The sequence below is a fragment of the Pseudomonas sp. GL_135 genome (assembly GCF_057834665.1).
This window is the reverse complement of record NZ_CM174408.1, coordinates 5020211-5046383: the sequence shown is the minus strand read 5'-3', so window position 1 is coordinate 5046383 and position 26173 is coordinate 5020211. Positions and strand designations below refer to the sequence as shown.

The 26173-nt window shown below is 61.2% G+C and carries 23 protein-coding genes and 1 riboswitch; of the genes, 17 read left to right on the top strand and 6 right to left on the bottom strand.

The features are described from left to right. Positions 1 to 2 precede the first annotated feature (2 nt). From msbA to AC3ISG_RS22325, 7 genes are all read left to right on the top strand, one after another. Positions 3 to 1823 (top strand): lipid A export permease/ATP-binding protein MsbA, encoded by a 1821-nt coding sequence (gene msbA, locus AC3ISG_RS22355; RefSeq protein ID WP_122625601.1) that lies wholly within the window; start codon positions 3 to 5, stop codon positions 1821 to 1823. Then, complete coding sequence (locus AC3ISG_RS22350) at positions 1817 to 2713, top strand: GNAT family N-acetyltransferase (protein WP_122625602.1); 897 nt, start codon at positions 1817 to 1819, stop codon at positions 2711 to 2713. Before msbA ends, AC3ISG_RS22350 begins: the two co-directional genes overlap by 7 nt. A gap of 1 nt (position 2714) precedes the next feature. Continuing rightward, a complete protein-coding gene (locus AC3ISG_RS22345) occupies positions 2715 to 4118 on the top strand; it encodes a PIG-L deacetylase family protein (protein WP_489297989.1) in 1404 nt (467 codons plus the stop codon). 151 nt (positions 4119 to 4269) lie between these two features. Then, positions 4270 to 5694 carry a bifunctional D-glycero-beta-D-manno-heptose-7-phosphate kinase/D-glycero-beta-D-manno-heptose 1-phosphate adenylyltransferase HldE gene (gene hldE, locus AC3ISG_RS22340; protein WP_122533850.1) on the top strand — a complete coding sequence of 475 codons (1425 nt, stop codon included), beginning with the start codon at positions 4270 to 4272 and terminating at the stop codon, positions 5692 to 5694. A gap of 73 nt (positions 5695 to 5767) precedes the next feature. Next, the gene (locus AC3ISG_RS22335; protein ID WP_122533849.1) at positions 5768 to 6742 is read left to right on the top strand and encodes a glycosyltransferase family protein; all 975 of its coding nucleotides are present in this window, start codon (positions 5768 to 5770) and stop codon (positions 6740 to 6742) included. Further along, positions 6742 to 7452 (top strand): hypothetical protein, encoded by a 711-nt coding sequence (locus AC3ISG_RS22330; RefSeq protein ID WP_489297988.1) that lies wholly within the window; start codon positions 6742 to 6744, stop codon positions 7450 to 7452. The genes AC3ISG_RS22335 and AC3ISG_RS22330 overlap by 1 nt, the downstream gene beginning before the upstream one ends. Positions 7453 to 7519: 67 nt before the next feature. After that, entirely contained in the window at positions 7520 to 8332 is an 813-nt protein-coding gene (locus AC3ISG_RS22325) for a hypothetical protein (RefSeq protein WP_489297987.1), read from the top strand. Positions 8333 to 8339: 7 nt separating this feature from the next. On the opposite strand, the gene AC3ISG_RS22320 is transcribed toward AC3ISG_RS22325, so the two are convergent. From AC3ISG_RS22320 to AC3ISG_RS22305, 4 genes are all read right to left on the bottom strand, one after another. Then, positions 8340 to 9305, bottom strand: coding sequence for a metal ABC transporter ATPase (locus AC3ISG_RS22320; protein WP_489297986.1), 966 nt, complete (start codon positions 9303 to 9305; stop codon positions 8340 to 8342). Between the two features lie 36 nt (positions 9306 to 9341). Next, on the bottom strand, positions 9342 to 10151 hold the full coding sequence (locus tag AC3ISG_RS22315; RefSeq protein ID WP_489297985.1) for an aldo/keto reductase: 810 nt from the start codon (positions 10149 to 10151) through the stop codon (positions 9342 to 9344). After that, positions 10148 to 11323 carry an NAD(P)/FAD-dependent oxidoreductase gene (locus tag AC3ISG_RS22310; RefSeq protein WP_489297984.1) on the bottom strand — a complete coding sequence of 392 codons (1176 nt, stop codon included), beginning with the start codon at positions 11321 to 11323 and terminating at the stop codon, positions 10148 to 10150. The genes AC3ISG_RS22315 and AC3ISG_RS22310 overlap by 4 nt, the downstream gene beginning before the upstream one ends. 63 nt (positions 11324 to 11386) lie before the next feature. Further along, the gene (locus tag AC3ISG_RS22305) at positions 11387 to 11719 is read right to left on the bottom strand and encodes a DMT family transporter (RefSeq protein WP_122533844.1); all 333 of its coding nucleotides are present in this window, start codon (positions 11717 to 11719) and stop codon (positions 11387 to 11389) included. A gap of 162 nt (positions 11720 to 11881) precedes the next feature. On the opposite strand from AC3ISG_RS22305, the gene waaA reads away from it, so the two are divergent. Further along, positions 11882 to 13156, top strand: coding sequence for a lipid IV(A) 3-deoxy-D-manno-octulosonic acid transferase (waaA, locus tag AC3ISG_RS22300; protein ID WP_489297983.1), 1275 nt, complete (start codon positions 11882 to 11884; stop codon positions 13154 to 13156). A 328-nt stretch (positions 13157 to 13484) separates the two neighbouring features. Here waaA and AC3ISG_RS22295 read toward each other — a convergent pair whose 3' ends face one another. After that, positions 13485 to 14924 carry a TolC family outer membrane protein gene (locus AC3ISG_RS22295; RefSeq protein WP_122625610.1) on the bottom strand — a complete coding sequence of 480 codons (1440 nt, stop codon included), beginning with the start codon at positions 14922 to 14924 and terminating at the stop codon, positions 13485 to 13487. A 182-nt stretch (positions 14925 to 15106) separates the two neighbouring features. Continuing rightward, positions 15107 to 15211, top strand: a riboswitch (TPP riboswitch). A 171-nt stretch (positions 15212 to 15382) separates the two neighbouring features. Between AC3ISG_RS22295 and thiC the strand changes: the two genes are divergently transcribed. Next, the gene (gene thiC, locus AC3ISG_RS22290) at positions 15383 to 17284 is read left to right on the top strand and encodes a phosphomethylpyrimidine synthase ThiC (RefSeq protein ID WP_205484926.1); all 1902 of its coding nucleotides are present in this window, start codon (positions 15383 to 15385) and stop codon (positions 17282 to 17284) included. A 174-nt stretch (positions 17285 to 17458) separates the two neighbouring features. Beyond that, positions 17459 to 18754: a putative hydroxymethylpyrimidine transporter CytX gene (cytX, locus tag AC3ISG_RS22285; protein ID WP_489297982.1), complete on the top strand. Its 1296-nt coding sequence runs from the start codon at positions 17459 to 17461 to the stop codon at positions 18752 to 18754. Here the strand turns inward: cytX and AC3ISG_RS22280 are convergent. Further along, a complete protein-coding gene (locus tag AC3ISG_RS22280) occupies positions 18723 to 19469 on the bottom strand; it encodes an RsiV family protein (RefSeq protein WP_074891465.1) in 747 nt (248 codons plus the stop codon). The two genes, cytX and AC3ISG_RS22280, sit on opposite strands and share 32 nt — an antisense overlap. A 219-nt stretch (positions 19470 to 19688) precedes the next feature. On the opposite strand from AC3ISG_RS22280, the gene AC3ISG_RS22275 reads away from it, so the two are divergent. The 7 genes from AC3ISG_RS22275 (at position 19689) to AC3ISG_RS22245 (ending at position 26169) form a co-directional block, all read left to right on the top strand. Further along, positions 19689 to 20306 (top strand): NUDIX domain-containing protein, encoded by a 618-nt coding sequence (locus AC3ISG_RS22275; protein ID WP_074891462.1) that lies wholly within the window; start codon positions 19689 to 19691, stop codon positions 20304 to 20306. Next, entirely contained in the window at positions 20297 to 20749 is a 453-nt protein-coding gene (locus AC3ISG_RS22270) for a DUF1249 domain-containing protein (RefSeq protein WP_065987826.1), read from the top strand. The genes AC3ISG_RS22275 and AC3ISG_RS22270 overlap by 10 nt, the downstream gene beginning before the upstream one ends. Before the next feature lie 138 nt (positions 20750 to 20887). Next, positions 20888 to 21295 (top strand): hypothetical protein, encoded by a 408-nt coding sequence (locus AC3ISG_RS22265; RefSeq protein ID WP_489297981.1) that lies wholly within the window; start codon positions 20888 to 20890, stop codon positions 21293 to 21295. A gap of 319 nt (positions 21296 to 21614) precedes the next feature. Then, positions 21615 to 22424: a 3',5'-cyclic-AMP phosphodiesterase gene (gene cpdA, locus AC3ISG_RS22260; protein WP_489297980.1), complete on the top strand. Its 810-nt coding sequence runs from the start codon at positions 21615 to 21617 to the stop codon at positions 22422 to 22424. Positions 22425 to 22567: 143 nt separating this feature from the next. After that, a complete protein-coding gene (locus AC3ISG_RS22255) occupies positions 22568 to 23185 on the top strand; it encodes a YqiA/YcfP family alpha/beta fold hydrolase (protein WP_272633101.1) in 618 nt (205 codons plus the stop codon). A gap of 102 nt (positions 23186 to 23287) precedes the next feature. Beyond that, positions 23288 to 25192 (top strand): DNA topoisomerase IV subunit B, encoded by a 1905-nt coding sequence (parE, locus tag AC3ISG_RS22250; protein WP_122533837.1) that lies wholly within the window; start codon positions 23288 to 23290, stop codon positions 25190 to 25192. Continuing rightward, positions 25192 to 26169, top strand: a complete 978-nt coding sequence (locus AC3ISG_RS22245) for an esterase-like activity of phytase family protein (RefSeq protein WP_489297979.1) — start codon at positions 25192 to 25194, stop codon at positions 26167 to 26169. The genes parE and AC3ISG_RS22245 overlap by 1 nt, the downstream gene beginning before the upstream one ends. The last annotated feature ends 4 nt before the right edge of the window (positions 26170 to 26173 follow it).

Here is a 26173-nt window from a genome sequence, read left to right as displayed (position 1 = left end):
CCATGAGCAGTCCTGATCCTCAAGCTAAAACGACCCTGGCGATTTACTTTCGTCTATTGACCTATGTGCGGCCGTACATCGGCCTTTTCTGCTTGAGTATTGTCGGCTTTCTTATCTTTGCATCCACCCAGCCGATGCTCGCCTATATCCTCAAATACTTCGTTGATGGCCTGGCCAATCCCGAAGCCAGTCTGTTCCCCGGCAACCCTTATATTGGCCATCTGCAGTTGCTGCAGGCGGTACCGCTGATGATCGTGCTCATCGCAGCTTGGCAAGGTGCCGGCTCGTATCTGGGCAACTTCTTCCTGGCCCGTGTCTCCCTCGGGCTGGTGCATGACCTGCGTGTCGTGCTGTTCAATAAACTGCTCACGCTGCCCAACCGCTTCTTCGACAACAGCAACTCCGGGCACCTGATCTCGCGCATTACCTTCAACGTGACCATGGTCACCGGCGCTGCCACTGACGCGATCAAGGTCGTGATTCGCGAAGGCATGACGGTCATCTTCCTGTTTGGCGCGCTGCTGTGGATGAACTGGAAACTAACCCTGGTGATGCTGGCGATACTGCCGCTCATCGCGGTCATGGTGAACAGCACCAGCAAGAAGTTTCGCAAACAGAGCAAGAAGATTCAGGTGGCCATGGGCGACGTCACCCACGTGGCGTCCGAGACCATTCACGGCTACCGGGTAGTCCGCAGCTTTGGCGGCGAAGACTACGAAAAGGCCCGCTTCGAAAAGGCCAGCCGCAGCAACACCAAAAAGCAGTTGGCGATGACCAAGACCGGCGCGGTTTACACGCCGATGCTGCAGTTGGTGACTTACAGCGGCATGGCTATTGTGATGTTTCTCGTCCTTTATCTGCGCGGCGATTCCTCGGCGGGCGATCTGGTGGCCTACATCACCATGGCCGGCCTGCTGCCCAAGCCGATCCGTCAGTTGTCTGAAGTCAGTTCGACTATCCAGAAAGGCGTCGCCGGTGCTGAAAGCATTTTCGAGCAACTGGACGAACCGACTGAACAGGACCTGGGCACCGTAGAGCGCGACAAGGTTTCCGGCCGTCTGGAGGTCAAAAACCTTACGTTCACCTACCCGGGGACGGAAAAGCGGGTGCTCAACGACGTCAGTTTTGTCGCCGAAGCCGGCCAGATGGTCGCGCTGGTGGGGCGCTCCGGCAGCGGCAAATCTACTTTGGCGAGCCTGATTCCGCGTTTCTACGATCACGTGCAGGGCCAGATCCTCCTTGATGGCGTCGAAACTCAGGACTACACCCTGCGCAGCCTGCGTCGTCAGATCGCGCTGGTGAATCAGAACGTCACCCTGTTCAACGACACCATCGCCAACAACATCGCGTATGGCGATCTGGCGGGCGTGCCGCTGGAAGAGATCAAGAAAGCCTCGGCCGATGCTTATTCCGACGAGTTCATCGACAAGTTGCCTCAGCAGTACCAGACCCTTGTCGGCGAGAACGGCGTGCTGCTGTCCGGCGGCCAGCGTCAGCGTCTGGCGATTGCCCGCGCGCTGCTGAAAAACGCGCCGCTGCTGATTCTCGACGAAGCCACCTCGGCGCTGGACACTGAATCCGAGCGCCATATCCAGAAAGCGTTGGAGAAGGTCATGCAGGGCCGTACCACGCTGGTGATCGCCCACCGCCTGAGCACCATCGAAAAAGCCGACGTCATTCTGGTGATGGACGAAGGCCGCATCGTCGAGCGCGGCTCCCATGAGGAGCTGCTGTCGCAGAACGGTTACTACACACGCCTGCACGCCAAACAGTTCGAAGAAGACGAGCCTGCCGAAATCGACCGGGCAGTCGATGCATGCTGAGTCACTTGCGCGCATGGCGTGAGCGAGGCTGGACCCCGATCGATGCAACGACCTACGCCACCGCGTGGCAGCAGTTCGGCGGCAGCGTTGCCACGCATCCGCACGTGATCGAGCGTCTGGCCGGGCTGGCTGACATTCCGGTTCGGTATCTGGGGTGGCTGCAAGACGGCAACGTTGTCGCTGCCGTTGCCTGCTGGGGCCGGGATCTGGCGCTGGCCAAGAAAGTGCTCAAGCAGCGTGATCGGCGGGTGTTCGATCTGGGCAACGCGGAAATCATTTTGCCGATCGCCCCGGGCGTGACAGTGCCGGTGCGCCAGCGCATGGGCTATGTGTCCGAGTTGAACGCCAATCAGATCGACACCCTCAAGCCGCAAGCCGAGAGCCTGGCGATCGCCCGCGCGCCTGAGGACTATTCCAAAAAATTCCGCTACAACCAGCGCCGTGAGCAGCGTTTGCTTGAGGAGGCGGGCGGGGTCGTGCAGCCGATGCTGGATTTCACCTCCGAGGAACAAGCCCGCATTTACTCCGGCCTGTTTCATGCGCGCTGGGGCTTCGACGTGCCGGGCAAGGATCACCTGGTCAACGTGTTCGAGCTGATGCGCGAGTTCATGACCGGCTCGATGATCCTGCTGGAGGGCAAGCCCATCGCCGCTCAGGTCCTGTACAGGGTCGAGTCGCCGCACTGGGTGTCCGTCGAGTACATCAATGGCGGTGTCGATCCGGCCCACCAGGCGTTGAGCGCCGGCAGCGTGCTGAGCTTCGTCAACACCCAGAATGCCTGGGCCGATGCGAGGGCGGTGAACAAGCCGTTGCGCTATTCCTTCGGCCGCTCTGATCGCGAATACAAAGATCGCTGGTGCCAGACGGTGCCTGTCTACAAGGTTGGATGACATGTCCGGGCGCAAGCAGCAGCTTCTGAAAAGACATCGGCGCAACAAGCGTCTGGCGCTGATCATCGGTCTGGTGCTGCTGATCGGCATTGGTATCTGGGTCGCGTGGTGGCTGGTGCCGTTGCTGATCGTCGCCGCCTGGATCGCCCACGAAGCCTGGTTCTCCGATCATCTGTTTTATTCGCCCAAGAGCGATTACCACTATCAGTTTCCCGACGCGGCCCAGGCGCAGCCGGTATCTGTCGTCAACGGCATGCTGCAACTGAGCGAGCCGTTGGGCGAGGGCGAAACCTTGCTGCTGGAGCTCGATTTGCGCAGCACCTGGCTGGGTCGCTGGTTGGACCCGTATGTGTTGGCAGGTGACGATCGCCAGGATTTCGAGCGGGGTTTTGCCGGGCGTCGCTATGTGAACCTCACCGGTCAGCGAGACGTGGTCGCAGACAGCACGCTGCGCCTGAAAGGCGGGTTCTGCCGCATCTCCAGCGCCGCGCGTCTGTACGTGCTGAGCAACCCGGATTACCGCCAGCAACGGTTGATGATCCTTGCGCCCCACGCGGACGACGCCGAGCTGGCAGCGTTTGGCCTGTACAGCCAGGCCGCCGATTGCAGCATCGTCACCCTGACTCAGGGCGAAATCGAGGCCGAACGCTACGAACAATTGGGGATGAACCGCGCCGATGCTGCGCGGCTTAAGGGGCGCCTGCGCACCTGGGACAGCCTGGCGATTCCGCTGTGGGGCGGTGTGCCCCAGAGCCAATGCGTGCAACTGGGTTACTACTGCCTGCAACTGCCGGCCATGGCCCAGTCGCCGGACCAGCCGTTTGGTTCTCGCGATTCGGCAGAGACCGACATCCGCAGTGCGCGGCAGTACAACCCTTTGCCGTTGCCGGGGGATCAGGACGGCGCGCCCACCTGGAACAATCTTGTGGCCGATCTCGCGGCGCTGCTCGACGCTTATCGGCCTGACGTGATCGTCATGCCGCACCCGGAACTCGACCCTCACGCCGACCACATCGCCACGACTCAAGCGCTGTATGAGGCGGTAAACAGAAGCGCACATACGCCCCAGGTGGCGCTGTTCTACGCCAACCACCTGCACGACAACGATCGCTGGCCCATGGGGCTGGCCGGTAAAGGTGTCGCCCTGCCGCCATTCGTTGAAGCACCGTCGGTTGATCAGCTCTGGAGTACGTCGCTCAGTTCGGACGTGCAGCTTGATAAGGCCATGGCGCTGGGGATGCAGCATGACCTACAGGGCCTGCCACCCCTGAAGAAGCGCCTGCGTCGGCAGATTCAACGCTGGCTGGCCGGTCGCGAATGGCCGCTGACGGGAGACGACGAATTCTTCCGCAAGGCCGTGCGCCGGCATGAGGTGTTCTGGGTCCGCCGCTTTCCGCGCCCCTGATGGCTCCAGTCGACACACCGTTTGTTGCACCCTTTGAAGCGCCATTTGAAGCGCTGTTTTAAGCACTAAGGGATTCGAGGCCAACCGGCCAGCCAGCGCTGATCGCTGTGCTAAGATTCCGTCCTTGTCCATTTCTGCCACGGGTTGTTCGATGAAGTTGTCCATGCCGCGTTTTGATCAGGCTCAAGTGTTAGTTGTCGGCGACGTCATGCTCGACCGCTATTGGCACGGTGGCACTTCCAGAATCTCCCCTGAAGCGCCGGTTCCGGTGGTCAAAGTCGACCAGATCGAAGACCGTCCGGGCGGTGCTGCCAACGTGGCGTTGAACATTGCAGCGCTGGGCGCCAAGGCGTCCCTGGTCGGTGTCACCGGCACCGACGAAGCCGCTGACAGCCTGAGCAACAGCCTCAAGGCCGCTGGTGTCACCGCTTGCTTTCAACGCATCGCCCACCAGCCCACCATCGTCAAATTGCGCGTCATGAGCCGGCACCAGCAGCTCCTGCGTATCGACTTCGAAGAACCCTTCGCCACCGACCCCGACGCCCTGAGTCGTGAGGTCGATGCTTTGCTCGACGGCATCAAAGTGCTGGTCCTGTCCGATTACGGCAAAGGTGCACTGAAGAACCATCAAGTCCTGATCAAGGCAGCCCGGGACCGTGGTATCCCCGTGCTGGCCGACCCCAAGGGCAAAGACTTCGCGATCTATCGCGGCGCCAGTCTGATCACCCCCAACCTCAGTGAATTCGAAGCGATCGTTGGCCACTGCGTCGACGAGGCAGAGCTGGTCGCCAAAGGCGCCGCGCTGATGAAGGACCTTGATCTCGGTGCGCTGCTGGTCACCCGTGGCGAACACGGCATGACGCTGTTGCGCCCGGACCAGCCGACGCTGCACCTTCCGGCCCGCGCCCGGGAAGTCTTCGACGTGACCGGCGCCGGCGACACGGTTATTTCCACCCTGGCCGCGGCCATCGCAGCGGGTGAGGAATTGCCTCACGCCGTCGCCCTGGCGAACCTTGCAGCGGGCATCGTCGTAGGCAAGCTTGGTACTGCCGCGATCAGCGCGCCCGAATTGCGTCGCGCCATCCAGCGTGCCGAGGGTTCCGAGCGCGGCGTGCTAACGCTCGATCAGTTGCTGCTTGCCATCGACGACGCCCGTGCCCACAAAGAAACCATCGTCTTCACCAACGGCTGCTTCGACATCCTCCACGCCGGCCATGTCACCTACCTGGAGCAGGCCCGCGCGCAGGGCGATCGTCTGATCGTGGCGGTCAATGACGATGCGTCGGTGAGTCGCCTGAAAGGTCCGGGCCGCCCGATCAACAGCGTTGATCGGCGCATGGCCGTGCTGGCCGGTCTGGGCGCTGTGGATTGGGTCATCAGCTTCCCGGAAGGTACCCCGGAAAACCTTCTGGCCCATGTGCGTCCGGACGTGCTGGTGAAAGGCGGGGACTACTCGGTTGACCAGGTCGTCGGCGCTGACATCGTCGCCTCTTATGGTGGCACCGTGAAAGTGCTGGGACTGGTTGCCAACAGCTCGACGACAGCCATCGTCGACAAGATCCGCAGCCAAGACTGATCCGACGCCCGCAGCGCAGAGTGGCACCCCTTGCCGCTGCCATTTTTGTATTCGCAGTTCGGTATATGAACGTATGAAAGTCATGTTACTGGTGATGGATGAACAGCGCGTCATACTGGACGGTTTGTACGAGACCGTGCGGCAGCATTGCGACGACTGCGTCATCTTTCGCCTGAGCAAGCAACAGCAGCTGAATCTCGGGCCATTTCTCGCCTCGGTCGACTATCAGCGCTACGACCGGGTGGTGATCTTCTCCCGGGTCAAACGGCTTGCTCGCCAGCGCGCGGTGCTCAAATGCATTCCGGGGCTGATTTTTCTTGAGCACGATGCTTATCAGAACTACATGGACGCCAGCAAATACCACGGCATGTATTCACGCTTGTACCGGCAGCTACCGTGGAGTCGCGCACTGGTTTCCGGTGCGGTGGTTGCGCGGCGTATGCGCGGCGAAGGCCTTGATGCGGTGTTCGTGTCCAAGGGGTACGACCAGGAAATGCTGCGCAACCTCGGCCAGCCCCGGGACATTCCGGTGGGCTTTCTGGGCAGCCTGAAAAGCCGCGAATATTCACAACGTAAACAGCTGGTGGAAAACCTTGCGCAGCGCGCCGGCATGCTGGTGACGCGCACGGCCTCTGGCGCCGAATACCTCGAAACCCTCAATCGCATCAGGATTTTCGTCAGTGCCGACATCGGCATGGGCGAGTTCATGATCAAGAACTTCGAAGCCATGGCCTGCGGTTGCGTGCTGCTCGCATGGAGTCAGGGCGAAGAGGACGAGCTGCTGGGTTTCGAAGAGGGGCGCAATGTCATGTTCTATCGCTCCGAAGACGAAGCCGTCGAGAAGATCCGCTTGCTGCAGAGCGATCCCGAGCTTGCCGCGCGCATCGCCAGCGAAGGGCAAAGATTCGCCGAAGAACGCTATGCCTTTGCCCGCGTGGGTCGCGATCTGGCCGATGAAATTCAGCGGCCTATGCGCCCGTGGCAACGTCCATCCGCGCTGATCCGAGCCTGGGTCAAGTTACGCCATGGCATGCAGGTGCCGGCCTGATGACGTTACCGTCGGACCACGACCTTATCGCGCCGAATGAACCCTTTGTATTGCCGGGCGCCGATCAGGACGCGTTCGGCGCGCTTCCCGCTGCACTGCGCCAGTGCCTGGCGAACGCTTCACGGGTCATCCTGATCGCCAACAATCCAGCCATCACCCCAGCCGATTTCGATGCCTTGGGCGTAGGTGCTGACGATGTGGTGGTCAGTTTCAATCTGTGCACCAAGGCCGCTCTGCTGAAGCCAGAAAGCGTCAACCTGTTCGTCCACGGCTTCAATGCGCCGGACCGTTACTTCTTCGGCCTGCCCGCAACCGCTGAGGTGCAAAGGTTCGCTGCCCAGCCCGGCGCGCGCTGTTTCACGCTGTTGGTGGGCTGTGCCGTGCCGCTTTGCCCCTTGCCTGACGTTGCGCTGTACTGGGACCGCATCCCGCTGCCCGCGCTGGCCGAGCATTACCCGGTCGACCGCCCCAACGGCAAACGTTTCGTCGGGCCCTCCACGGGGTTCAACGTGCTGGTGCTGCTCGACTGGCTGCGCGCCCATTCCGGTTACCGCTACAGGCTCATGACCCTGGGCTTTTCCAACGAAGCCGGCAAGCTCTGGGGCGGCCACGCCTGGGACTATGAGCGCGACTGGCTGCTGGGCGCAGACGTCGAAGTGATCGCCCTCAAGTCCCGCAGTTGGTGGCGCAAGCTGCTATTTAGCAAATGAACGAGGCCGTCCGCCGCTAGCGCGCGCATGTACAGGCGCATCGCCATTGATCCCGGAGAGTTTGTCAGTGCTGAACATTGCGGTCGCGTTTTTTGGTATCCCGCGCAACTCGGAAATCTGTTTTCCCTCCATCGAGGAAAACATCCTTGGCCAGTTGCCGAAGGGCAGCAACGTCAAATGCTTTTACCATCTCTACAAGATCGACGAAGTGCACAACCAGCGTTCGGCGGAGAAGGGCGAGCTCAAAGCGCAGAATTACGACGTTTTCCAGCCAATGACAGGGGTTCTCGAATCCACTGAAGGCGTGCTGGATCGCTGGGATTTCGAGCGGGTCAAGACGATGGGCGACACATGGGGGGACGAGCACGTTTCCCTGCGCAACCTGATCTATCAGCTCAATTCCCTGCACACCGTGACGGGCATGATGGAGTCGTTCGATCCAGACTTCGTGGTGTTTGTGCGTCCGGACAATTTCTTCCATTCGCCGTTGCCGGGTTATGTCTTTCATTCGCCTCAAGTCCGGCGGCTGAATGCCTATATCCCGGACTGGCAGTGGTGGGGCGGGCTGAATGACCGCTTCGCCATTTGTGGCCGCGACGTCTACCGGGCCTATGGCAAGCGGATTGAGCGCATCTTCGAATTCTGCGAGGCGACGGGCCGTAAGCTGCACTCGGAGCGATTGCTCAAATACGCGCTACTTAAGGCAGATGCCCGGGTGTGCACGCTGCCGACCACTGCCTCACGAGTGCGCATCACCGGTGCCTTCGCCGAGGAGTCGTTCTCACCGAAGCGCGGGATGGGCAAACGCGAAAACCGCTATTTCCACTTCTTCGCCCGGCTGCGCACCTGGCGTGACAAACGCCTCACCGAGAAGGGCTAAGCAGCGGCTATTTGTGCAGGCCGCTGCGAACCAGTCTGACCAGCCGCCGTGCCTTGATTCGCAGCTTGGTCAGACCTGACTTGGGCTTCTTCTTCGGCGTCAGGCCCTGCTGCACCAGCCAGTCCTGCCAGCGAATTCGCTCCTCGCGCACCACCCAACCTTCTTGCGGAGCGAAGCTTTCGGCCAGATAAAGCCCTCGCGTCCCGGCGGGCGAAAGCTTGTCGTTCTTCAGGGTGTACAGCTCGGGCAGGGGCGAGCCGTTTTCCAGCGGCATCAGGTACAGATCCGGTTTGCTGCGATTGAGGCGCGCCACCAGCTCGTTGTTCTCCAGGCTCTCATCGACGTGGAACAGGCTCAGCGGACGAGCCTCTTTCGGCACCTCCAGGCGCATGTCGTAGATCAACTGCAATGACGCGGTCGGTAAGTGCACGTAGGCGCGGGGACTTTCAATCAGGGTCAGGCTGCCGCAGCGTACCGGGAGCGCCGCGCCGGACAGCGGCGTGAGGCGAAAGGGCATCGCTTCGCGGTAATGCAGTGCTGCCGCGTAGGGGGCTGGCAGCCAGGTTTCATTGAAACGCCCGCCGAGCCAGCCCTGGGGCGTCTCGATCAGGCATTCCTCGGCGACTTCCTGCACTGCCGTGTGCAACGGCAGGTTGAGTTCGTGGGCGGGCACGTAGCCGGAAATCAGCTTGAGCACCACATCGCCACGGTCCTGACGGCGCTGGCGAACCAGCACCCAGTAATCGCGGTTCTGCCAGCGCAGGGTCAGCCGCACCGAGACGCCGAGGTTGGCCAGTTCGGTGGAGAACCGCTCGCTGTTCTCCACGTCGATCTTGCGACGCCGGGCCAAGGTCTGGGTGAAATTCAGCGGCATCCCGATGCTCTGGTAGGTCAGGCTTTCGGGGGTGGCTTCGACGAATAACGGCAGGGTCTTGAAGTTGCTGGGGTTTTTCCGAATCAGGGTTCGCGGCATATCGGCTCCTTCTTGCGTTGGGGTCGGCCGTACGTCTCAGGGCTGACGACGGATCACGGCAGCGGCGGTTGCCACGTTATGGGCCAGATGCAGCGGATTGATGGTGCCGACGATAGCACCGGTGACGCCGGGGTGGTCAAACAGCAACTCGAAACTGGCACGCACAGGGTCGACACCGGGGCTCAGGCAAACGTGCCCGCTGGCCAGCGCTTTTTTGACCAATACCCCTTTGCCGTGTGCAGCAGCGTAGTCGAGGACCGGTTTTTCGCCCTGTTCGTTGAGGTTGTACGTGACCATCGCGCAGTCGCCGCCCTGCAAGGCCTGCAGCCCGCCTTCGACGGTTTTGCCGGAGAAGCCGAATCCGCGAATCTTGCCCTCGCGCTTGAGCGCGTCCAGCGTTTGATAGACGGCGCAATCGTTGAGCACGTGCAGGTCGTTGCCGTCGGAATGCACCAGCACCAGATCGATGAAGTCGGTTTCCAGGCGCCGAAGGCTGCGCTCCACCGACAGGCGCGTGTGGGCGGCGCTGAAATCGTGGCGAGACTGGCCCGCTTCAAATTCTTCGCCGACTTTGCTGACGATCACCCAGTCCTTGCGCTGCCCGCGCAGCAGCGGGCCGAGGCGCTCTTCGCTGCGCCCGTACGCCGGGGCGGTGTCGATCAGGTTGATGCCCAGATCCCGCGCCAACTTCAGCAGCATCTGCGCTTCGGCGTCGTCGGGAATGGTGAAGCCATTGGGGTACTTCACGCCCTGATCGCGGCCCAGCTTCACCGTGCCCAGGCCCAAGGGGGAAACGTTGATGCCGAGGGTGCCAAGCGGCCGATGCAAATCGTGCAGAGTCTTCATGGCAGCAGTTGATCCCAGACAGGAATGGCCAGTGGCGGCTTGGGGAAGTCAGTGTGCGGTGGTTGCGGCGTGGGGTGGATGTCATCCCGGGACAACGACGCCAGCACGCGATCGGCGAAGTCGGGCGCGAGCGCCAGCTTGGTGGGCCAGCCGACCAGTAACCGGCCCTGCTCGTCGACAAAGGCATTGTCCGGACGAACCAGACCGCTTTGCTGAGGCTCGGCGCGGTCCACGCGCAAGGTTGCAAACTGCGCCTGACTGAGGTCGACCCAGGGCAGCAGGTTCGCAAGTTCTTTTTTCGCGGCGGCGATCTGTTCGGCGGGATTGCGGGCAACACCTTCGGCTTCGGCGATGTCGCCGCCCAAGTACCAGACCCACTGGCCGTCGGCCGCCGGGTGGGTCGTGACAGTGATTCGCGGCTTCGGCCCGCCACCCAGGCAATGGGCGTACAGCGGTTTGAGCGTCGGGCCCTTCACCAGCACCATGTGCAGCGGCCGGCGTTGCATGGCCGGCTGGCTCACGTTCAGCGCCTTGAGCAGATCGGCCATGCCTTCGCCGGCACTGAGCACCACTCGCTGGGCGTGGATGTCGCGGCCGTCAACGCACAGGCCGACCAGTTCGCCGTCATGGCGCAGCGGCTCAATGTTCTGACCCGCCAGCAGGCTGTCGCCCGCCAACTCCGCCAGTTTTTTCACCAGGCTGGGGATGTCGATAACCAGCTCGGCCAAACGGTACACCTTGCCTTTGAAGCGCGGATCCTGAAGCGCAGGTGGCAGGTCGCTGCCCTTGACCTGATCAACGCGCCCGCGCACGGCTTTGCTGGCGAAGAAGCTGGTGAGATTGCCGGCGATGGTGCCGGGCGACCACAGGTAGTGAGCTTCGGACAGCAGGCGTACGCCCGACAGGTTCAGCTCGCCTTTACCGGCCAGGGCCTCACGCCAGCGACGAGGCATGTCGGCGATGGCTTCGGACGCACCGGACAGCGCGCCGTGCAACGCGTACTTGGCGCCGCCGTGAATGATCCCCTGGGATTTGAATGTCTGGCCGCCACCGAGGCTGGCCTTTTCCACCACCACCGTCGAAAAGCCCTGATGCCGCAGCCGCGCGTTGAGCCAGAGACCGGCAACGCCCGCGCCGACAATCAGGACGTCAGTGGAAATAGCAGATGACATGGGCACCTCAAATGGCGAAACGAATGCCGGCATTATAGGGGAAGGCACTTTTCCGTAACCCCCTTAATGACCGGCCGTCTTCGAGAACAGCTGGATGACCACGACACCTGCGACGATCAGACCCATGCCGGCGATGGCAGGCAGATCCAGTTTCTGGCCGTAGATAAACAGCGCGGCGATGCTGACCATGACGATGCCCATGCCCGCCCACACGGCGTATGCCACGCCAACCGGGATGGTGCGCACCACCAGCGTGAGCATCCAGAACGCAATGCCGTAACCGACGATCACCAGCAGCAGCGGGATCGGCGTGCTCAGGCCTTTGACGGCTTTCATGGACACGGTGCCGATGACCTCGGCACAGATGGCGATGGCCAGCAGGTAGTACGCAGACATGGTGTCGCTCCTTTTCAATGGCCGTCATTAAAGCGGCTTACCCGGCGTGTAACAACCGAACCCCCATGTGGGGAGTGGTGGTGGCTGGCGGAATGCGCCGGCCAAGATATGTGCGAAGCTCGATGGAAATCTGACAGCAATTGGCTGATAAACTCCGCGCCCATGAATAGAACCCTCTATAGCATCCTGTTTCATCTCGGCCTCCCTTTGATCGCCCTGCGCCTGCGGCTGCGTTCGCGCAAGGCCCCGGCCTACGCGCAACGGGTCGGTGAGCGCTTCGCCATGGGCTTGCCTGCCATGCATCGCGGCGGGATCTGGGTACATGCGGTGTCGGTGGGCGAGAGCATCGCCGCAGCGCCGATGATTCGTGCCTTGCTGGCCCGCTATCCGCAACTGCCGATCATCATCACCTGCATGACGCCGACCGGCTCGGAGCGCATTCAGTCGCTGTTCGCCAACGAGCCGCGCGTCCAGCATTGCTATTTGCCCTACGACTTTCCGTGGGCAGCCGGGCGGTTTCTCGATCACATCCAGCCGAAGATCGGCGTGATCATGGAAACCGAGCTGTGGCCCAATCACATTCACCAGTGTGCGAAACGCGGCATTCCAACGGTGCTGGCGAACGCACGACTGTCGGAGCGTTCCGCTCGTGGCTACGGACGCTTCGCCGGGTTGACTCGGCCAATGCTCGCCGAGATGAGCCTGATTGCCGTGCAGACCGAAACCGAGGCCCAGCGCTTCCGTGATCTGGGCGCTCGGCCCGAGTGCGTCACTGTGACGGGCTCGATCAAGTTTGACCTGACCATTGATCCGCAATTGCTGGAGCGTGCCGCTCAGCAGCGTGAGCAATGGCAGACCTTGCAGCGTCCGGTCTGGATTGCCGCCAGTACCCATGCGGGCGAAGACGAGGTGGTATTGGCGGCCCATCGCACTGTGATGGAGACCCATCCCGATGCGCTGTTGATCCTCGTGCCCCGCCACCCCGAGCGGTTCAATAGCGTGTTTGAGCTGAGCCAGCAGCAAGGATTCGCCAGCGTTCGTCGTTCGACGGCCGAGCCGGTGACGCCGCAAGCCTCGGTTCTGGTGGGCGACACCATGGGCGAGTTGCTATTTCTGTATGCGCTGGCCGACATCGCCTTTGTCGGCGGCAGCCTGGTGCCTAATGGTGGCCATAACCTGCTGGAGCCAGCGGCGCTGGATAAGCCCGTTCTCAGCGGTCCGCACCTGTTCAACTTCCTCGAAATCGCCGCAATGCTGCGTCATGCCGGCGCGCTGAAGGAAGTCAGTGATGCGACCGCACTGGCCGCGACGGTGCGTGACTTGATCGACCATCCCGCGAAAGCAAAGGCGATGGCCGATGCCGGATTGGCCGTGATAAAGGCCAATCAGGGGGCGTTGCAGAGGTTGCTGGATGGGATCGGGCGGTTGTTGGGCTGATTGATGCACCGCCGTCCGCGTTCAATGGATAGGCACGACATTTATAAAAACCGGCAATCCGGCTTTCATCAACTGTGCCGACACCTCCGTGGTGTCTGCCGACAGACCAACTGTGGGACCGACCGGGGTGGCGCTCCACCTTGCTCGGGAAGAGGCAGGTACATCCGCCAAATCTTCAGCGGCTGGAATATCGTCTTCGTGAGCAAGCTCACTCCCACAAGTACGTCATTCACCACGCTACTGCGCGGTTTCAGGGCACAGCTCACTGACTACGAATCAAGCGCAGTAATTCCCCTTTCAATGCATTACATCCTTTCAGTGAATCCGCTCACCGCTCCGTCGGCCGCTCAAAATTCTTCGCCGCTTCTTTCGCCAGATCCGGCGGCAGGAAGTCTTTGTCCGGGTTGTAATCGGCTTTCAGGAAGCGCGACAGATCCTGCAAATCCCCAGGGCTCAGCGTGCCGGCGGCTTGTTTCAGGCGCAGGTTGTCGAGGATGTAGTCGTAACGGGTGTTGTTGTAGTCGCGCACCGACGCGTACAGCTGGCGCTGTGCATCGAGCACGTCGACGATGTTGCGCGTCCCCACCTGATAACCGATCTCCGTCGCTTCCAACGCGCTCTGGTTGGAGATGATCGACTGTTTGCGCGCCTGCACCTGCTCGACATCAGTGTTCACCGCGCGGTGCAGGTTGCGGGTGTTTTCCACCACCTGACGGCGCAGGCCTTCACGTTGCTGCTCGCTTTGACCAAGACGGGCATAAGCTTCGCGGACCTGGGAACTGGTCAGCCCGCCGCTGTAAATCGGGATGTTCACCTGCAGGCCGATGGTGCGTTGCTCGACGCTGCCGTGGAAACTCTGGCCGGTGTAGTTGGGGTTGGTGAAACCCAGCGGATCGTTGTCGCCTTTCTCGTACTGCGCCACCGCATCGACGGTAGGCGCGTGGCCTGCCTTGCGCTGACGCAGGGTTTCTTCCGCGGCGCTGACGGCGTAGTTGCTGGCCAGCAAATTCAGGTTCTGCTGCGTTGCCGTGTCGACCCAGGCTTTCGCGTCGTTGGGTGTGGGCGCGAGCACCGGCAAGGTGTGCACGATGCCTTCGATGGAGTTGTAATCGCGGTTGGTCAGGGTGATCAGCGCCTGAAAGGCGTCATCGACCTGGCGCTTGGCGACGATCCGCGCAGCGCGGGCGGTGTCGTAGCTGGCTTGCGCCTGAAGCACATCGGTCTTGTCCGACAGGCCGACATCGAAGCGTTCATTGGCTTGATCAAGCTGGCGCTTGAAGGCCGCTTCCTCTGCCTTGGTCGAGGCCAGATTGTCCTGTGCGCGGAGCACGGCGAAGTAGTCTTCGGCACTTTGCAGAATCAGGTTCTGCTCGGTGGCCGAGAGCTGCAGAATGGCCTGCTCGTTGACGTCCTTCGCGGCTTTGAGCTGGAACCAGCGGTCAGCGCGGAAGATCGGCTGACTCAACGTCGCGCGATAGACCGTGCCGCTGCGGCTGATAACGGCCGAGGGCTGGTCGATCGATGTGCGGGTGTCATTGATGTCGGCGCCACCGGAGATGTTCGGCAGCAGGCCGGCGCGTGCCTGAGGCACGATTTCCTTCTGCGCGTCGTAGCTGGCGCGGGCTGCCGCCAGGTCGGCGTTATTGTTGACCGCTTCCTGATACACACTGACCAAACCGGTCCTGGTGGGCAGCGGCATGTCTGCTGCCCCGGCCATCGCACTCGAAGCACACGACACGGCAATGGCCAGTGAAAGTTTGCGCAGCATAGACATTCCCTAGTAATTCAAACGGTATGAAGACGGTGACGTTGCGTCCGATCCAGATGGCTTTGGCGACGCGTAGCGAGTGTAGTTCCAGCGGGTAGGGACAACAATCGGGCAAATCAGCCATTTAACGCGCGTTTGAATTTGACGCTTGGCGTTGGGCCTGCGCCGCGACTAGACTGACGCCGTTCTTGTCGGGGTGCCTTGATATGAGGCTGAGATCGGATAATCCGGATCCCGTTGAACCTGATCAGGTTAACGCCTGCGTAGGGAACAAGATTTCTCGTCTCCCGGCGAGTCCTCTTGAGTGTCGTCCGGGGTCGTCTTTGTTCAAAATCTGAACAGTCCGTGCCTCTTCGATTCTCAGCATCCATGCCGTCTCAGGGTGCATCCGTCCGTATTCATCAGGCTCAAGCTCCGACAATTCATTCCGCTGCTGGATGATGTCTGGAGAGCCCGTGATGAGTACAACACTAAAAAACGCCAATCTGAGTGAATCCGCCCAAGTCGATTCGGGGTCGGTTCAACCGTTTACCCGCTCGCAGAAAATCTATGTTCAGGGCTCGCGTCCTGACATCCGTGTGCCCATGCGTGAGATCAGCCTGGACGTCACGCCTACAGGGTTCTCTGGAACAAACAGCGGCGGCGAGTTCAACGCACCGGTCTGCGTGTACGACACCTCCGGCCCGTACACCGACCCGAACGTCATCATCGACGTGCGCAAAGGCCTGGCCGACGTGCGTTCGGCATGGATCGAGTCCCGCGCCGACACCGAACGCCTGCCGGGACTGACCTCGAACTTCGGCCAGCAGCGCTTGGCCGATGCCGAGTTGACCAAGCTGCGTTTTGCCCACGTGCGCAATCCGCGTCGGGCAAAGGCGGGCTCCAACGTCAGCCAGATGCACTACGCGCGTCAGGGCATCATCACGGCCGAGATGGAATACGTCGCCATCCGCGAAAACATGAAGCTGCAGGAAGCCCGCGCCGCCGGTCTGCTCACCCAGCAGCATCCCGGCCAGAGCTTCGGTGCGAGCATTCCGAAAGAGATCACCCCCGAGTTCGTGCGCGAAGAAATCGCCCGTGGCCGCGCAATCATCCCCGCCAACATCAACCACGTTGAGCTTGAACCGATGATCATCGGGCGCAACTTTCTGGTGAAGATCAACGGCAACATCGGCAACAGCGCGCTGGGCTCGTCCATCGAAGAAGAAGTGGCGAAACTGACCTGGGGCATTCGCTGGGGTTCGGACACGGTCATGGACCTGTCCACCGGCAAGCATATTCATGAAACCCGCGAGTGGATCATTCGCAATTCGCCGGTGCCCATCGGCACCGTGCCGATCTATCAGGCGCTGGAAAAGGTCGGTGGCGCCGCCGAAGACCTGACCTGGGAGCTGTTCCGCGACACGCTGATCGAACAGGCGGAGCAGGGGGTCGACTATTTCACCATCCACGCCGGCGTGCTGTTGCGTTACGTGCCGCTGACCGCCAAGCGCGTGACCGGGATCGTCAGCCGCGGCGGTTCGATAATGGCCAAGTGGTGCCTGGCCCATCACCAGGAAAACTTCCTCTACACCCACTTCGACGATATTTGCGAAATCATGAAGGCCTATGACGTCAGCTTCTCCCTCGGCGACGGGCTGCGCCCGGGCTCGATTGCCGACGCCAACGACGAAGCGCAGTTCGGTGAGCTGGAAACCCTCGGCGAGCTGACCAAGATCGCCTGGAAACACGACGTGCAATGCATGATCGAAGGCCCGGGCCACGTGCCGATGCAGTTGATCAAAGAGAACATGGACAAGCAGCTGGAGTGCTGCGACGAGGCGCCGTTCTACACCCTCGGCCCACTGACCACCGACATCGCGCCGGGTTACGACCACATCACGTCGGGCATTGGCGCGGCCATGATCGGTTGGTTTGGCTGCGCGATGCTCTGCTACGTCACGCCCAAGGAACACTTGGGATTGCCGAACAAGGACGACGTCAAGACCGGGATCATTACCTACAAGATCGCCGCCCACGCAGCGGACCTCGCGAAAGGTCATCCCGGTGCCCAGATTCGCGACAACGCCCTGAGCAAGGCACGGTTTGAATTCCGCTGGGAAGACCAGTTCAACCTCGGGCTGGACCCGGACACCGCGCGCGCCTACCACGACGAGACGCTGCCGAAAGACTCGGCCAAGGTCGCGCATTTCTGCTCCATGTGCGGGCCGAAATTCTGCTCGATGAAAATCACCCAGGAAGTGCGCGAATACGCCGCCAACCAGAAGATCAGCGCGGTAGACGTGTCGGTGGACCAAGGCATGCGCGAGCAGGCCGAGCGGTTCAGGCAGGAAGGCAGTCAGCTTTATAAAAAGGTCTGAGCGATAAGCGGCAAGTCACAAGCTGCAAGGAAAAGCAGGCGGCGATCGTTCCCACGCTCTGCGGGGTAATGCCGCCCCTGACGCTCTGCGTCACTTAGGACGCAGAGCGTCCAGGCATGCGTGCTCACGCAGAGCGTGGGTACGATCAACCATAAGTTTCAGCGAGACACAAACGTGAACACACCCGGCACCTATTCACCCGACGCCCCCGTGCCCGCTGCCAAGCGGGTTTTTGGCGGGCGCGATCTTTTCTCTCTGTGGTTTTCCCTCGGCATCGGCCTCATGGTCCTGCAGACCGGCGCGTTACTGGCGCCGGGGCTGGGCATGTCCGGCTCCATGCTGGCGATTCTTCTTGGCACGCTGGTCGGCGTCTTGCTGCTCGCTGCTGTTGGCGTCATTGGCAGCGACACGGGTCTGTCGTCGATGGCGGCGCTCAAGCTTAGCCTCGGCAGCAAGGGCGCAGGCGTTCCGGCGATCCTCAATCTGCTGCAACTGGTGGGCTGGGGCTCGTTCGAAATCATCGTCATGCGCGACGCCGCCAGCCTGTTAGGCGCGGGCGCTTTCTCCGAAGGCAGCCTCTGGGCCAGCCCGATGCTCTGGACAATCGTGTTCGGCGCCCTTGCGACCTTGCTGGCCGTGAGTGGTCCGTTGGCCTTCGTCCGGCAAATCCTGCGCAAATGGGGCATCTGGCTGCTCTTGGCCGCGTGCGCCTGGCTAACGTTCAACTTGTTCAGCAAGGCTGATTTGACGGCGCTGTGGTCACGCGCGGGCGACGGTTCGATGCCATTTGCCGTGGGCTTCGACATTGCCATCGCCATGCCGCTGTCGTGGCTGCCGCTGATTGCTGACTATTCCCGCTTTGGCAAGCGCGCCGCCGGCGTGTTCGGCGGCACCGCGCTGGGCTTCTTGATCGGAAATGTCTGGCTGATGGCCCTTGGCGTGGCGTACACCCTGGCCTTCGCGCCGAGCGGTGAAGCCAATGCGCTGTTGCTGGCGCTCGCGAGTGCGGGAATGGGCATTCCGTTGCTGCTGATCCTGCTGGATGAGTCGGAAAATGCGTTCGCCGACATTCACTCCGCTGCCGTGTCGAGCGGCCTTCTGCTGAAGGCCAGAGTCGAGCACCTGGCGCTGGCCATCGGCATCATCTGCACGCTGATCGCCTGCTTTGCGCCGCTGGCGCAGTACCAGAACTTCCTGCTGATGATCGCTTCGGTGTTCGCGCCGCTGTTCGGCGTGGTGCTGGTGGATCACTTCATCCTGCGCCGCCGCCGCCGCCGTCACGGCATTGCGACTGCGGGCTTGCGCTGGATGACGCTACTGGCCTGGATCGGCGGGATTTTTACCTACCATCTGCTGGCGAACCTGTATCCGGACATCGGTGCAACGCTGCCAGCGCTGGTTGTCGCTGGCGTGTTACAGCTGACATTCAATAAGGCAATCAGCTCCGGCCAGGAAACAGCTCAGGCTTGATGATGCCGTTCAGCTGCGGATACGGGATCTTCAGCTCGATGTGGCCCATGGCGTAAGGGGCGATGGTTGTCACCGGGTACTTGAGAATCACCGCACCGTACGTCAGGGCGATGTTTGAAGTTTGCTTGAATGCCCACATGTTCTGGAACTCGGTGTCCTTGTCCAGCTTGCTGCTGATCAGCCAGGCCTGATGCGCCAGACGGGCCTTGTCCCAGAAGGCAGCTTCCTGACCCGGGACCAGCATGTCGGCCAGTGTCAGTACGCGCTGCTGCTGGCGGGAGTAGTTGATGAACGCGCGACCCGGATTACCCTGGCCGCTGCCGGAATCAACGTAGCTGGACAGTTCGACGACCACGATTCCGTCATGCTGCTCACGTACCTTGGCCTGAAGGTAGCTGCTGTTGCGCGCTGGCGCTCGGCTCAGGTATTGCTCCTGATACGCCTTCAGTGTCGGCGGCACCGGACCATCGCTGTCGCTGCGGGTCAGTTGCAGCAGCGTGCGCTGGACGATCTCGTCAAGCTTCGGCTCGTCGGGGAAATGCACGGTGTCGATGTTCACCAGCGGGCAATCATCGGTGGTGCAGCCGGGCTTGATCAGCTCGGAGGCGTCACGCTGAACGGTCAGCGGACTGCGCAGATTGGGTTGGAACAGGCTTTGGCAGGCGCCCAAAATCAGGGCCACGCAGGCCAGTGAAATGATCTTCAGAAAAGACATGTTGATCCTTGGCATCGGCATAAGGGGGCGTCACGTGGGAGGTAACGGCAACGTCCTTCGACTGTGGGTGGCGCAATCAGTTCGCCATCGGGCGGATTAGAGTGCTTTCCCCGGCAGTCGTCTACCCCGATGACCGGTTTTGCGAATTCAAAGGGCTGCATCCCGCACCACAGCGCGTTAGGATGGGCCCGGACACAGTGCTCAAGCAGTGAGAAATCTATGACGGATAGCAGCAGATCAACACCGACGAAGCACGAAATTACACACCGTGAGACCTGCTTCAAGGGGTTTTACCAGCTCGACCGTCTTCAGTTGCGCCATGAGTTGTTCGCGGGCGGCATGGGCCCGGAAATCAAGCGCGAGCTGTTCGTTCGCCATGATGCGGTGTGCGTGCTGCCCTACGACGCCAAACGCGATGAAGTGGTGCTCATCGAGCAGTTCCGCGTCGGCGTTATCGGCAAGCACGACAACCCATGGCTGATTGAAATGGTCGCCGGCCTGATCGATAAAAAAGAGGAGCCCGAAGAGGTTGCTCACCGCGAGGCACAAGAGGAAGCTGGGCTAACGTTCAACGCCCTTTGGCCGATCACCAAATACTTTCCATCGCCGGGCGGCAGCAACGAGTTCGTGCATCTGTACCTGGGAAAATGCGACAGCGAGGGGGCAGGTGGGTTGCACGGTCTGGTAGAAGAGGCCGAGGACATCCGGGTCTCGGTCTGGTCATTCGACGATGCGATGCAAGCCGTCAAGGACGGGCGCATCGTCAACGCCGCAACTATCATTGCAATGCAGTGGCTGGCGCTCAATCGCGCCGAAGTAAGGGGGCTATGGTCGTGAATCTTCTGCGCGAGCGCTATCGTGTCGACCTCGCCGGGCTGCAAGCCGCCTGCGAGGCGAACTACGCGCGCTTGATGCGTTTGCTGCCCGATATGCGCAATCAACAACGCTCACGACGTGTCGCCGTCACCCAAGGCGACCAGATGCTGGGCGTGCTGGCGGTCGAGGTCATCCTCGATTGCCCCTACACCACCACGCTGCAAGTCCGTCAGGAACACAGCCTGCCCTGGCTGCCAGTGCCCGTGCTCGAAGTGCAGGTCTACCACGACGCGCGCATGGCCGAAGTCATCGGCGCCGAACATGCACGCCGCTTTCAGGGTATCTATCCCTATCCCAATGCCGACATGCACCAGCCCGATGAAAAGGCCCAGCTCAATGTGTTTCTGGGTGAATGGCTGAGCCATTGCCTGGCCTGCGGGCATGAGTTTGAAGCGGTACGCTGATCTAATCCCTTCACCGCTTATGTTGCTGTAGGCAACGTCCGAAGGGCATTTCTGAAAATTCGCTTCTTCACGGCTTTGCCCTTTTCATAATGTTTTCCTGAGGTTAGGTTCTGCCGACTTAACTTTCAGGAAGAAAACATGAGCTATATAGGCGTCCATCTCGAGGTCTGTGGGGTGATCCCCTTCAATTGGGATCATACGTCCTTGGTTGTGGTAAGCGGCGATGGCCCAAATGTCTGCGGCCACGCTTTGATCAAGGTCGGCTTTTACTATTTCCATATTGCAGGGCTAGCGTCCAGACCGTACTTCATGCCGGAGCAGGGTTATAGGCGCTACCTGGATGAATCAGGGAAAACCGAATTATTCAGCCGCCCTGTTTACCTACCCGACCCAGAGGGAGCAGAGCGCAAGTTGAATGAGCTGAGTGTGGATCCGTGGTACTGGTTTGGTATCCCAAACAACTGCGTCAGCTTTGTCGAAGAACTCTTTTCCGCAGGCGGAGCCGATGAGTCAATTCTGAGCAATTGTCCGGTCCGGTGGCGATGAAACTGCGGCAGCTGATTTTTTGGAGCGTTCGGCTGACAGGTAGTTGTGCCGGTGCAATTCTTGGCTTCTACCTTCCTATGTCGCTCATGGTCGCATTCCTTGAAATCGGCTACGAACAAGCGCTCCCATGGTTACTACTGAGCGCGGTAGGTGGTCTGTTTGCAGGAGGCTTTGCTGTGGGCAAACTGCTCAGAGTGCATCGCAAGCGCTGACGCATGCCAGCCGAATGTTCCAAATGGTATACACCACTCATTTCCAGGTTTGCCGCCGCACCGATCTCACACCATAATCCGGCCACATCCGCTCAAGGAGATGGCCATTGTCGAGCCCATCCTCTCATTCCTCATCCGTGCTGGTCGTCCAATTGACCGACAGCCATCTGTTCGCCGAAGCGGACGGCGCGCTGCTGGGCATGCCCACGCGCGCCAGTCTCGATGCGGTTGTTGAACGTGTGCTCGGCGAGCAGCCGGCGATCGATCTGGTGCTGGCGACCGGCGATTTGTCTCAGGACGGCACGGTTGAGTCGTATCAGGCGTTCCGCGACGCGAGTAATCGGCTGAGTGCCCCCACGCGTTGGATTCCGGGGAATCACGACGAGTTGAGGGAGATGGCGATTGCCGCGCAGAACAGCGACTTTCTGGAGCCCGTCGTTGACATCGGGCACTGGCGGATCACGATGCTGGATTCCGCTGTTTCCGGGTCTGTTCCCGGTTATCTGCAAGACGGCCAGCTTCAGCTGCTCGCCCAGGCCTTGAGCGAAGCGCCGGAGCGGCATCATCTGGTGTGTCTGCATCATCACCCGGTGCCTATCGGGGCGGCGTGGATGGAGCCCATCGGTTTGCGCAATCCCGAGGCGCTGTTTGCTGTGCTGGAGCGGTTTCCCCAGGTGCGTGCGGTGCTGTGGGGGCACGTGCATCAGGAATTCGATCAGCTTCGCAACGGCGTGCGGCTAATGGCGTCGCCTTCAACCTGCATTCAGTTCGCGCCGAACAGCGTGGATTTCGGCCTGGATGACCTCGCGCCGGGCTACCGCTGGTTGCGTCTTCACGACGACGGCCGGATCGACACCGGTGTTTCGCGCATCGCCCCTGACCTATTTGACGTCGACATCAATGGCGCGGGCTATTGAAAGACATTTCCTTAATGCGCAGCGATTCATCAACAGGCGAGTCTTCGCGCAGTTGACCCTGTAAACTGCGTGGCTTTGCCCTGATGAGCGCCGACAGGCCAGCCCGTCCGGGATGTATCGATTGCCGTTTGGGAGGCAACTGCGTGAACCAGGATCAATCGACGCTTCTTTATATTCACGGCCTGAACAGCTCGGCCCAGTCGCAGAAAGCCACGCAGCTGACGACGCTGATGGCGCGTCTGGGTCTGAGCGAATACTTGCGCGTGCCCGAGCTTCATCACCATCCGCGTCAGGCGCTGGTTCAACTGGAGGCCGCGATCGAGGAGCTCGGTCGGCCGCTGCTGGTAGGCAGCTCGCTCGGCGGCTACTATGCGACTCACCTGGCTGAGCGCCACGGCCTCAAGGCTGTGCTGATCAACCCGGCGGTCAATCCGCATCAGCTCTTCGATGGTTTTCTCGGCACCCAACAAAACCTTTATACCGGCGAGAGCTGGGAGCTCACGCACGACCACGTGACGGCTCTGGCCGAGCTGGAAGTGCCTGCTCCACAGGATCCGCAGCGGATTCAGGTGTGGCTGCAAACGGGCGACGAGACGCTGGATTACCGCCGTGCCCAGAGCTTCTATCGGGCCTGTGCATTGCGCATCGAAGCGGGTGGCGATCACGGGTTTCAGGGTTTCGCTGCAAAGATGCCAGCGCTGTTGAGCTTCGCCGGGTTCGCGCCCGCATTGCTCCAGGGCGTCGACCTGACCAGGCTCTGACCCGGGCCATTGCTGCAATAGATCTGTAGAACATTCTTGTAGAACACCCTTTTAGAACATTGACACTCCGAAATTTCATGAACGACTTGATGACGAGACCCCATGGCCAATCCCAGCGCTAGCTCTTATAACGCAGACGCCATCGAAGTCCTCTCGGGCCTCGACCCGGTCCGCAAACGGCCGGGCATGTACACCGACACCTCACGGCCCAACCACTTGGCGCAGGAAGTCATCGACAACAGCGTCGACGAAGCGCTGGCAGGCCACGCTCGCTCCGTGCAGGTCATTCTGCATGCCGACAATTCGCTGGAAGTCTCCGACGACGGCCGCGGCATGCCCGTGGACATCCACCCGGAAGAGGGCGTATCGGGCGTCGAGCTGATCCTCACCAAGCTCCACGCCGGCGGCAAGTTCTCCAACAAGAACTACCAGTTCTCCGGCGGCCTTCACGGCGTCGGGATTTCCGTGGTCAACGCGCTCTCGACCCAGGTACGGGTACGGGTCAAACGCGATGGCAATGAATATGAGATGACTTTTGCCGACGGCTACAAGGCCAGCGAACTGGCGGTGATTGGCACCGTCGGCAAGCGCAATACCGGCACCAGCGTGTACTTCGCGCCGGACCCCAAATACTTCGACACCCCGAAATTCTCGGTCAGCCGCCTCAAGCACGTGCTCAAGGCCAAGGCCGTGCTGTGCCCGGGTTTGCTGGTCAGTTTCGAGGACAAAGGCACCGGCGAAAAAGTCGAGTGGCATTACGAAGACGGCCTGCGCTCGTACCTGCAGGATTCGGTGTCTGACTTTCTGCGCCTGCCCGATGAGCCGTTCTGTGGCGTATTCGCAGGCAACAAAGAGGCCGTCGACTGGGCGCTGCTGTGGTTGCCTGAGGGCGGCGACAGCGTTCAGGAAAGCTACGTCAACCTGATCCCGACCGCCCAGGGCGGCACCCACGTCAATGGGCTGCGTCAGGGCCTGCTGGACGCGATGCGTGACTTCTGCGAGTTCCGTAACTTGCTGCCGCGCGGCGTGAAGCTGGCGCCCGAAGACGTCTGGGAGCGCATCGCTTTCGTGCTGTCGATGAAGATGCAAGAGCCACAGTTCTCCGGCCAGACCAAAGAGCGGCTGTCGTCCCGTGAGGCGGCAGCGTTCGTCTCCGGTGTGGTCAAGGATGCCTTCAGCCTGTGGCTCAACGCGCACCCGGAAATGGGCATGCAACTGGCCGAACTGGCGATCAGCAACGCCGGCCGTCGTCTCAAGGCCAGCAAGAAGGTTGAGCGCAAACGCATCACGTCAGGTCCGGCACTGCCGGGCAAACTGGCGGATTGCGCGGGTCAGGACCCGATGCGCTCCGAACTGTTTCTGGTCGAGGGTGACTCTGCAGGCGGCTCCGCCAAGCAGGCTCGGGACAAGGAATTTCAAGCGATCCTCCCGTTGCGCGGGAAGATCCTGAACACTTGGGAAGTCGACGGCGGCGAAGTGCTCGCCAGCCAGGAAGTGCACAACATCGCCGTGGCGATCGGGGTTGATCCGGGCGCCGCGGACATGAGCCAGCTGCGCTACGGCAAAATCTGCATCCTCGCCGACGCCGACTCCGACGGCCTGCACATCGCGACGCTGCTGTGCGCCTTGTTCGTCCAGCATTTCCGCCCGCTGGTGGATGCGGGTCACGTCTATGTCGCCATGCCGCCGCTGTACCGCATCGACCTGGGCAAGGACATTTATTACGCCCTGGACGAAGCCGAGCGCGACGGCATCCTCGACCGGCTCGTGGCCGAGAAGAAACGCGGCAAGCCCCAAGTCACCCGATTCAAAGGTCTGGGTGAGATGAACCCGCCGCAGTTGCGCGAAACCACCATGGACCCGAACACCCGTCGCCTGGTGCAGTTGACCCTGGATGACTTCGCAGCCACATCGGAAATGATGGACATGCTGCTGGCCAAGAAACGCGCAGGCGACCGCAAGAGCTGGCTCGAATCCAAGGGCAATCTGGCCGAGGTGCTGGTCTGATGCGGGGTTGGTTTGCAGCGCTGTTGTTGATCGCCACGCCTGCTTTCGCTGCGCCGTTGCCCGAGCTCAAGCTGCTGTCGGAGCACCCGGTCGACGACATGATCGGCGGCAACCTGTCCGGGCTCGCGTCCTGCAATGGCGTGCTGTGGACCGTTTCGGATCGCGACGACACGCTGCTCTATAGCCTCGACACCTCGGCAACGGTCTGGAAAGCCAAGGCGCAGACGCTGCAAATCCCGCCGATCCCGGACAGCGGCCTTTCCGCGACCCTGCGCAACATGGCCAAGGCCTCGGCGCTGATCCGGGGCGGCGATCTGGATTTCGAAGGCGTGAGTTGCGACGCGGCGGGCAACCGTTACATCGTCAGCGAAGCCTATGCCGCCGTCCTGAAAGTGCCGGTTGAAGGCGCGCCGGTCTGGCTGGACCTGCCCAGAAAAGTCATTGAGGAAGCGCAGTCGGCCGGGATGTTGCAGCATTTCAACGCCATCTTCGAAGGCATCGCGGTCAATCCGGGAGGCGATCAACTATGGCTCGCCGCCGAGCGTGACAAGCGTGGCCTGTTGACCGCCAGGCTCGGCAAGGACGGCTGGGCCTGTGACGCCAGCTGCATTCTGCGGGTCGAGTCCGGCAATGATATTTTGCCGCCCGAGTTGGGTGGCAAACCCGTCTCCAAGGACTTTGCCGACATCTCGCTGTACAAGGGCAAGCTGTACACCCTGGAGCGCGCGGCTTACCGAATCTGCCGCCGCACGCTGGCGACCGGTCAGCTGGAAGCCTGCTGGTCGTTCGCCAAAGAGGCACTTCAGCCCAACCGACTGTATGACCAGAAATACGGCCTGACCGAAGCGCTGATCGTCGACGAAAAAGGCGCATGGGTGGGCACGGACAACAACTTCGGTGTCCGCGCCGATGGCGAAAAACGTCCCGTCGTCTGGCGGTTTGCCCCGCCCGAGGGTGGCTGGAGCGGCAAGCCTTGACCCA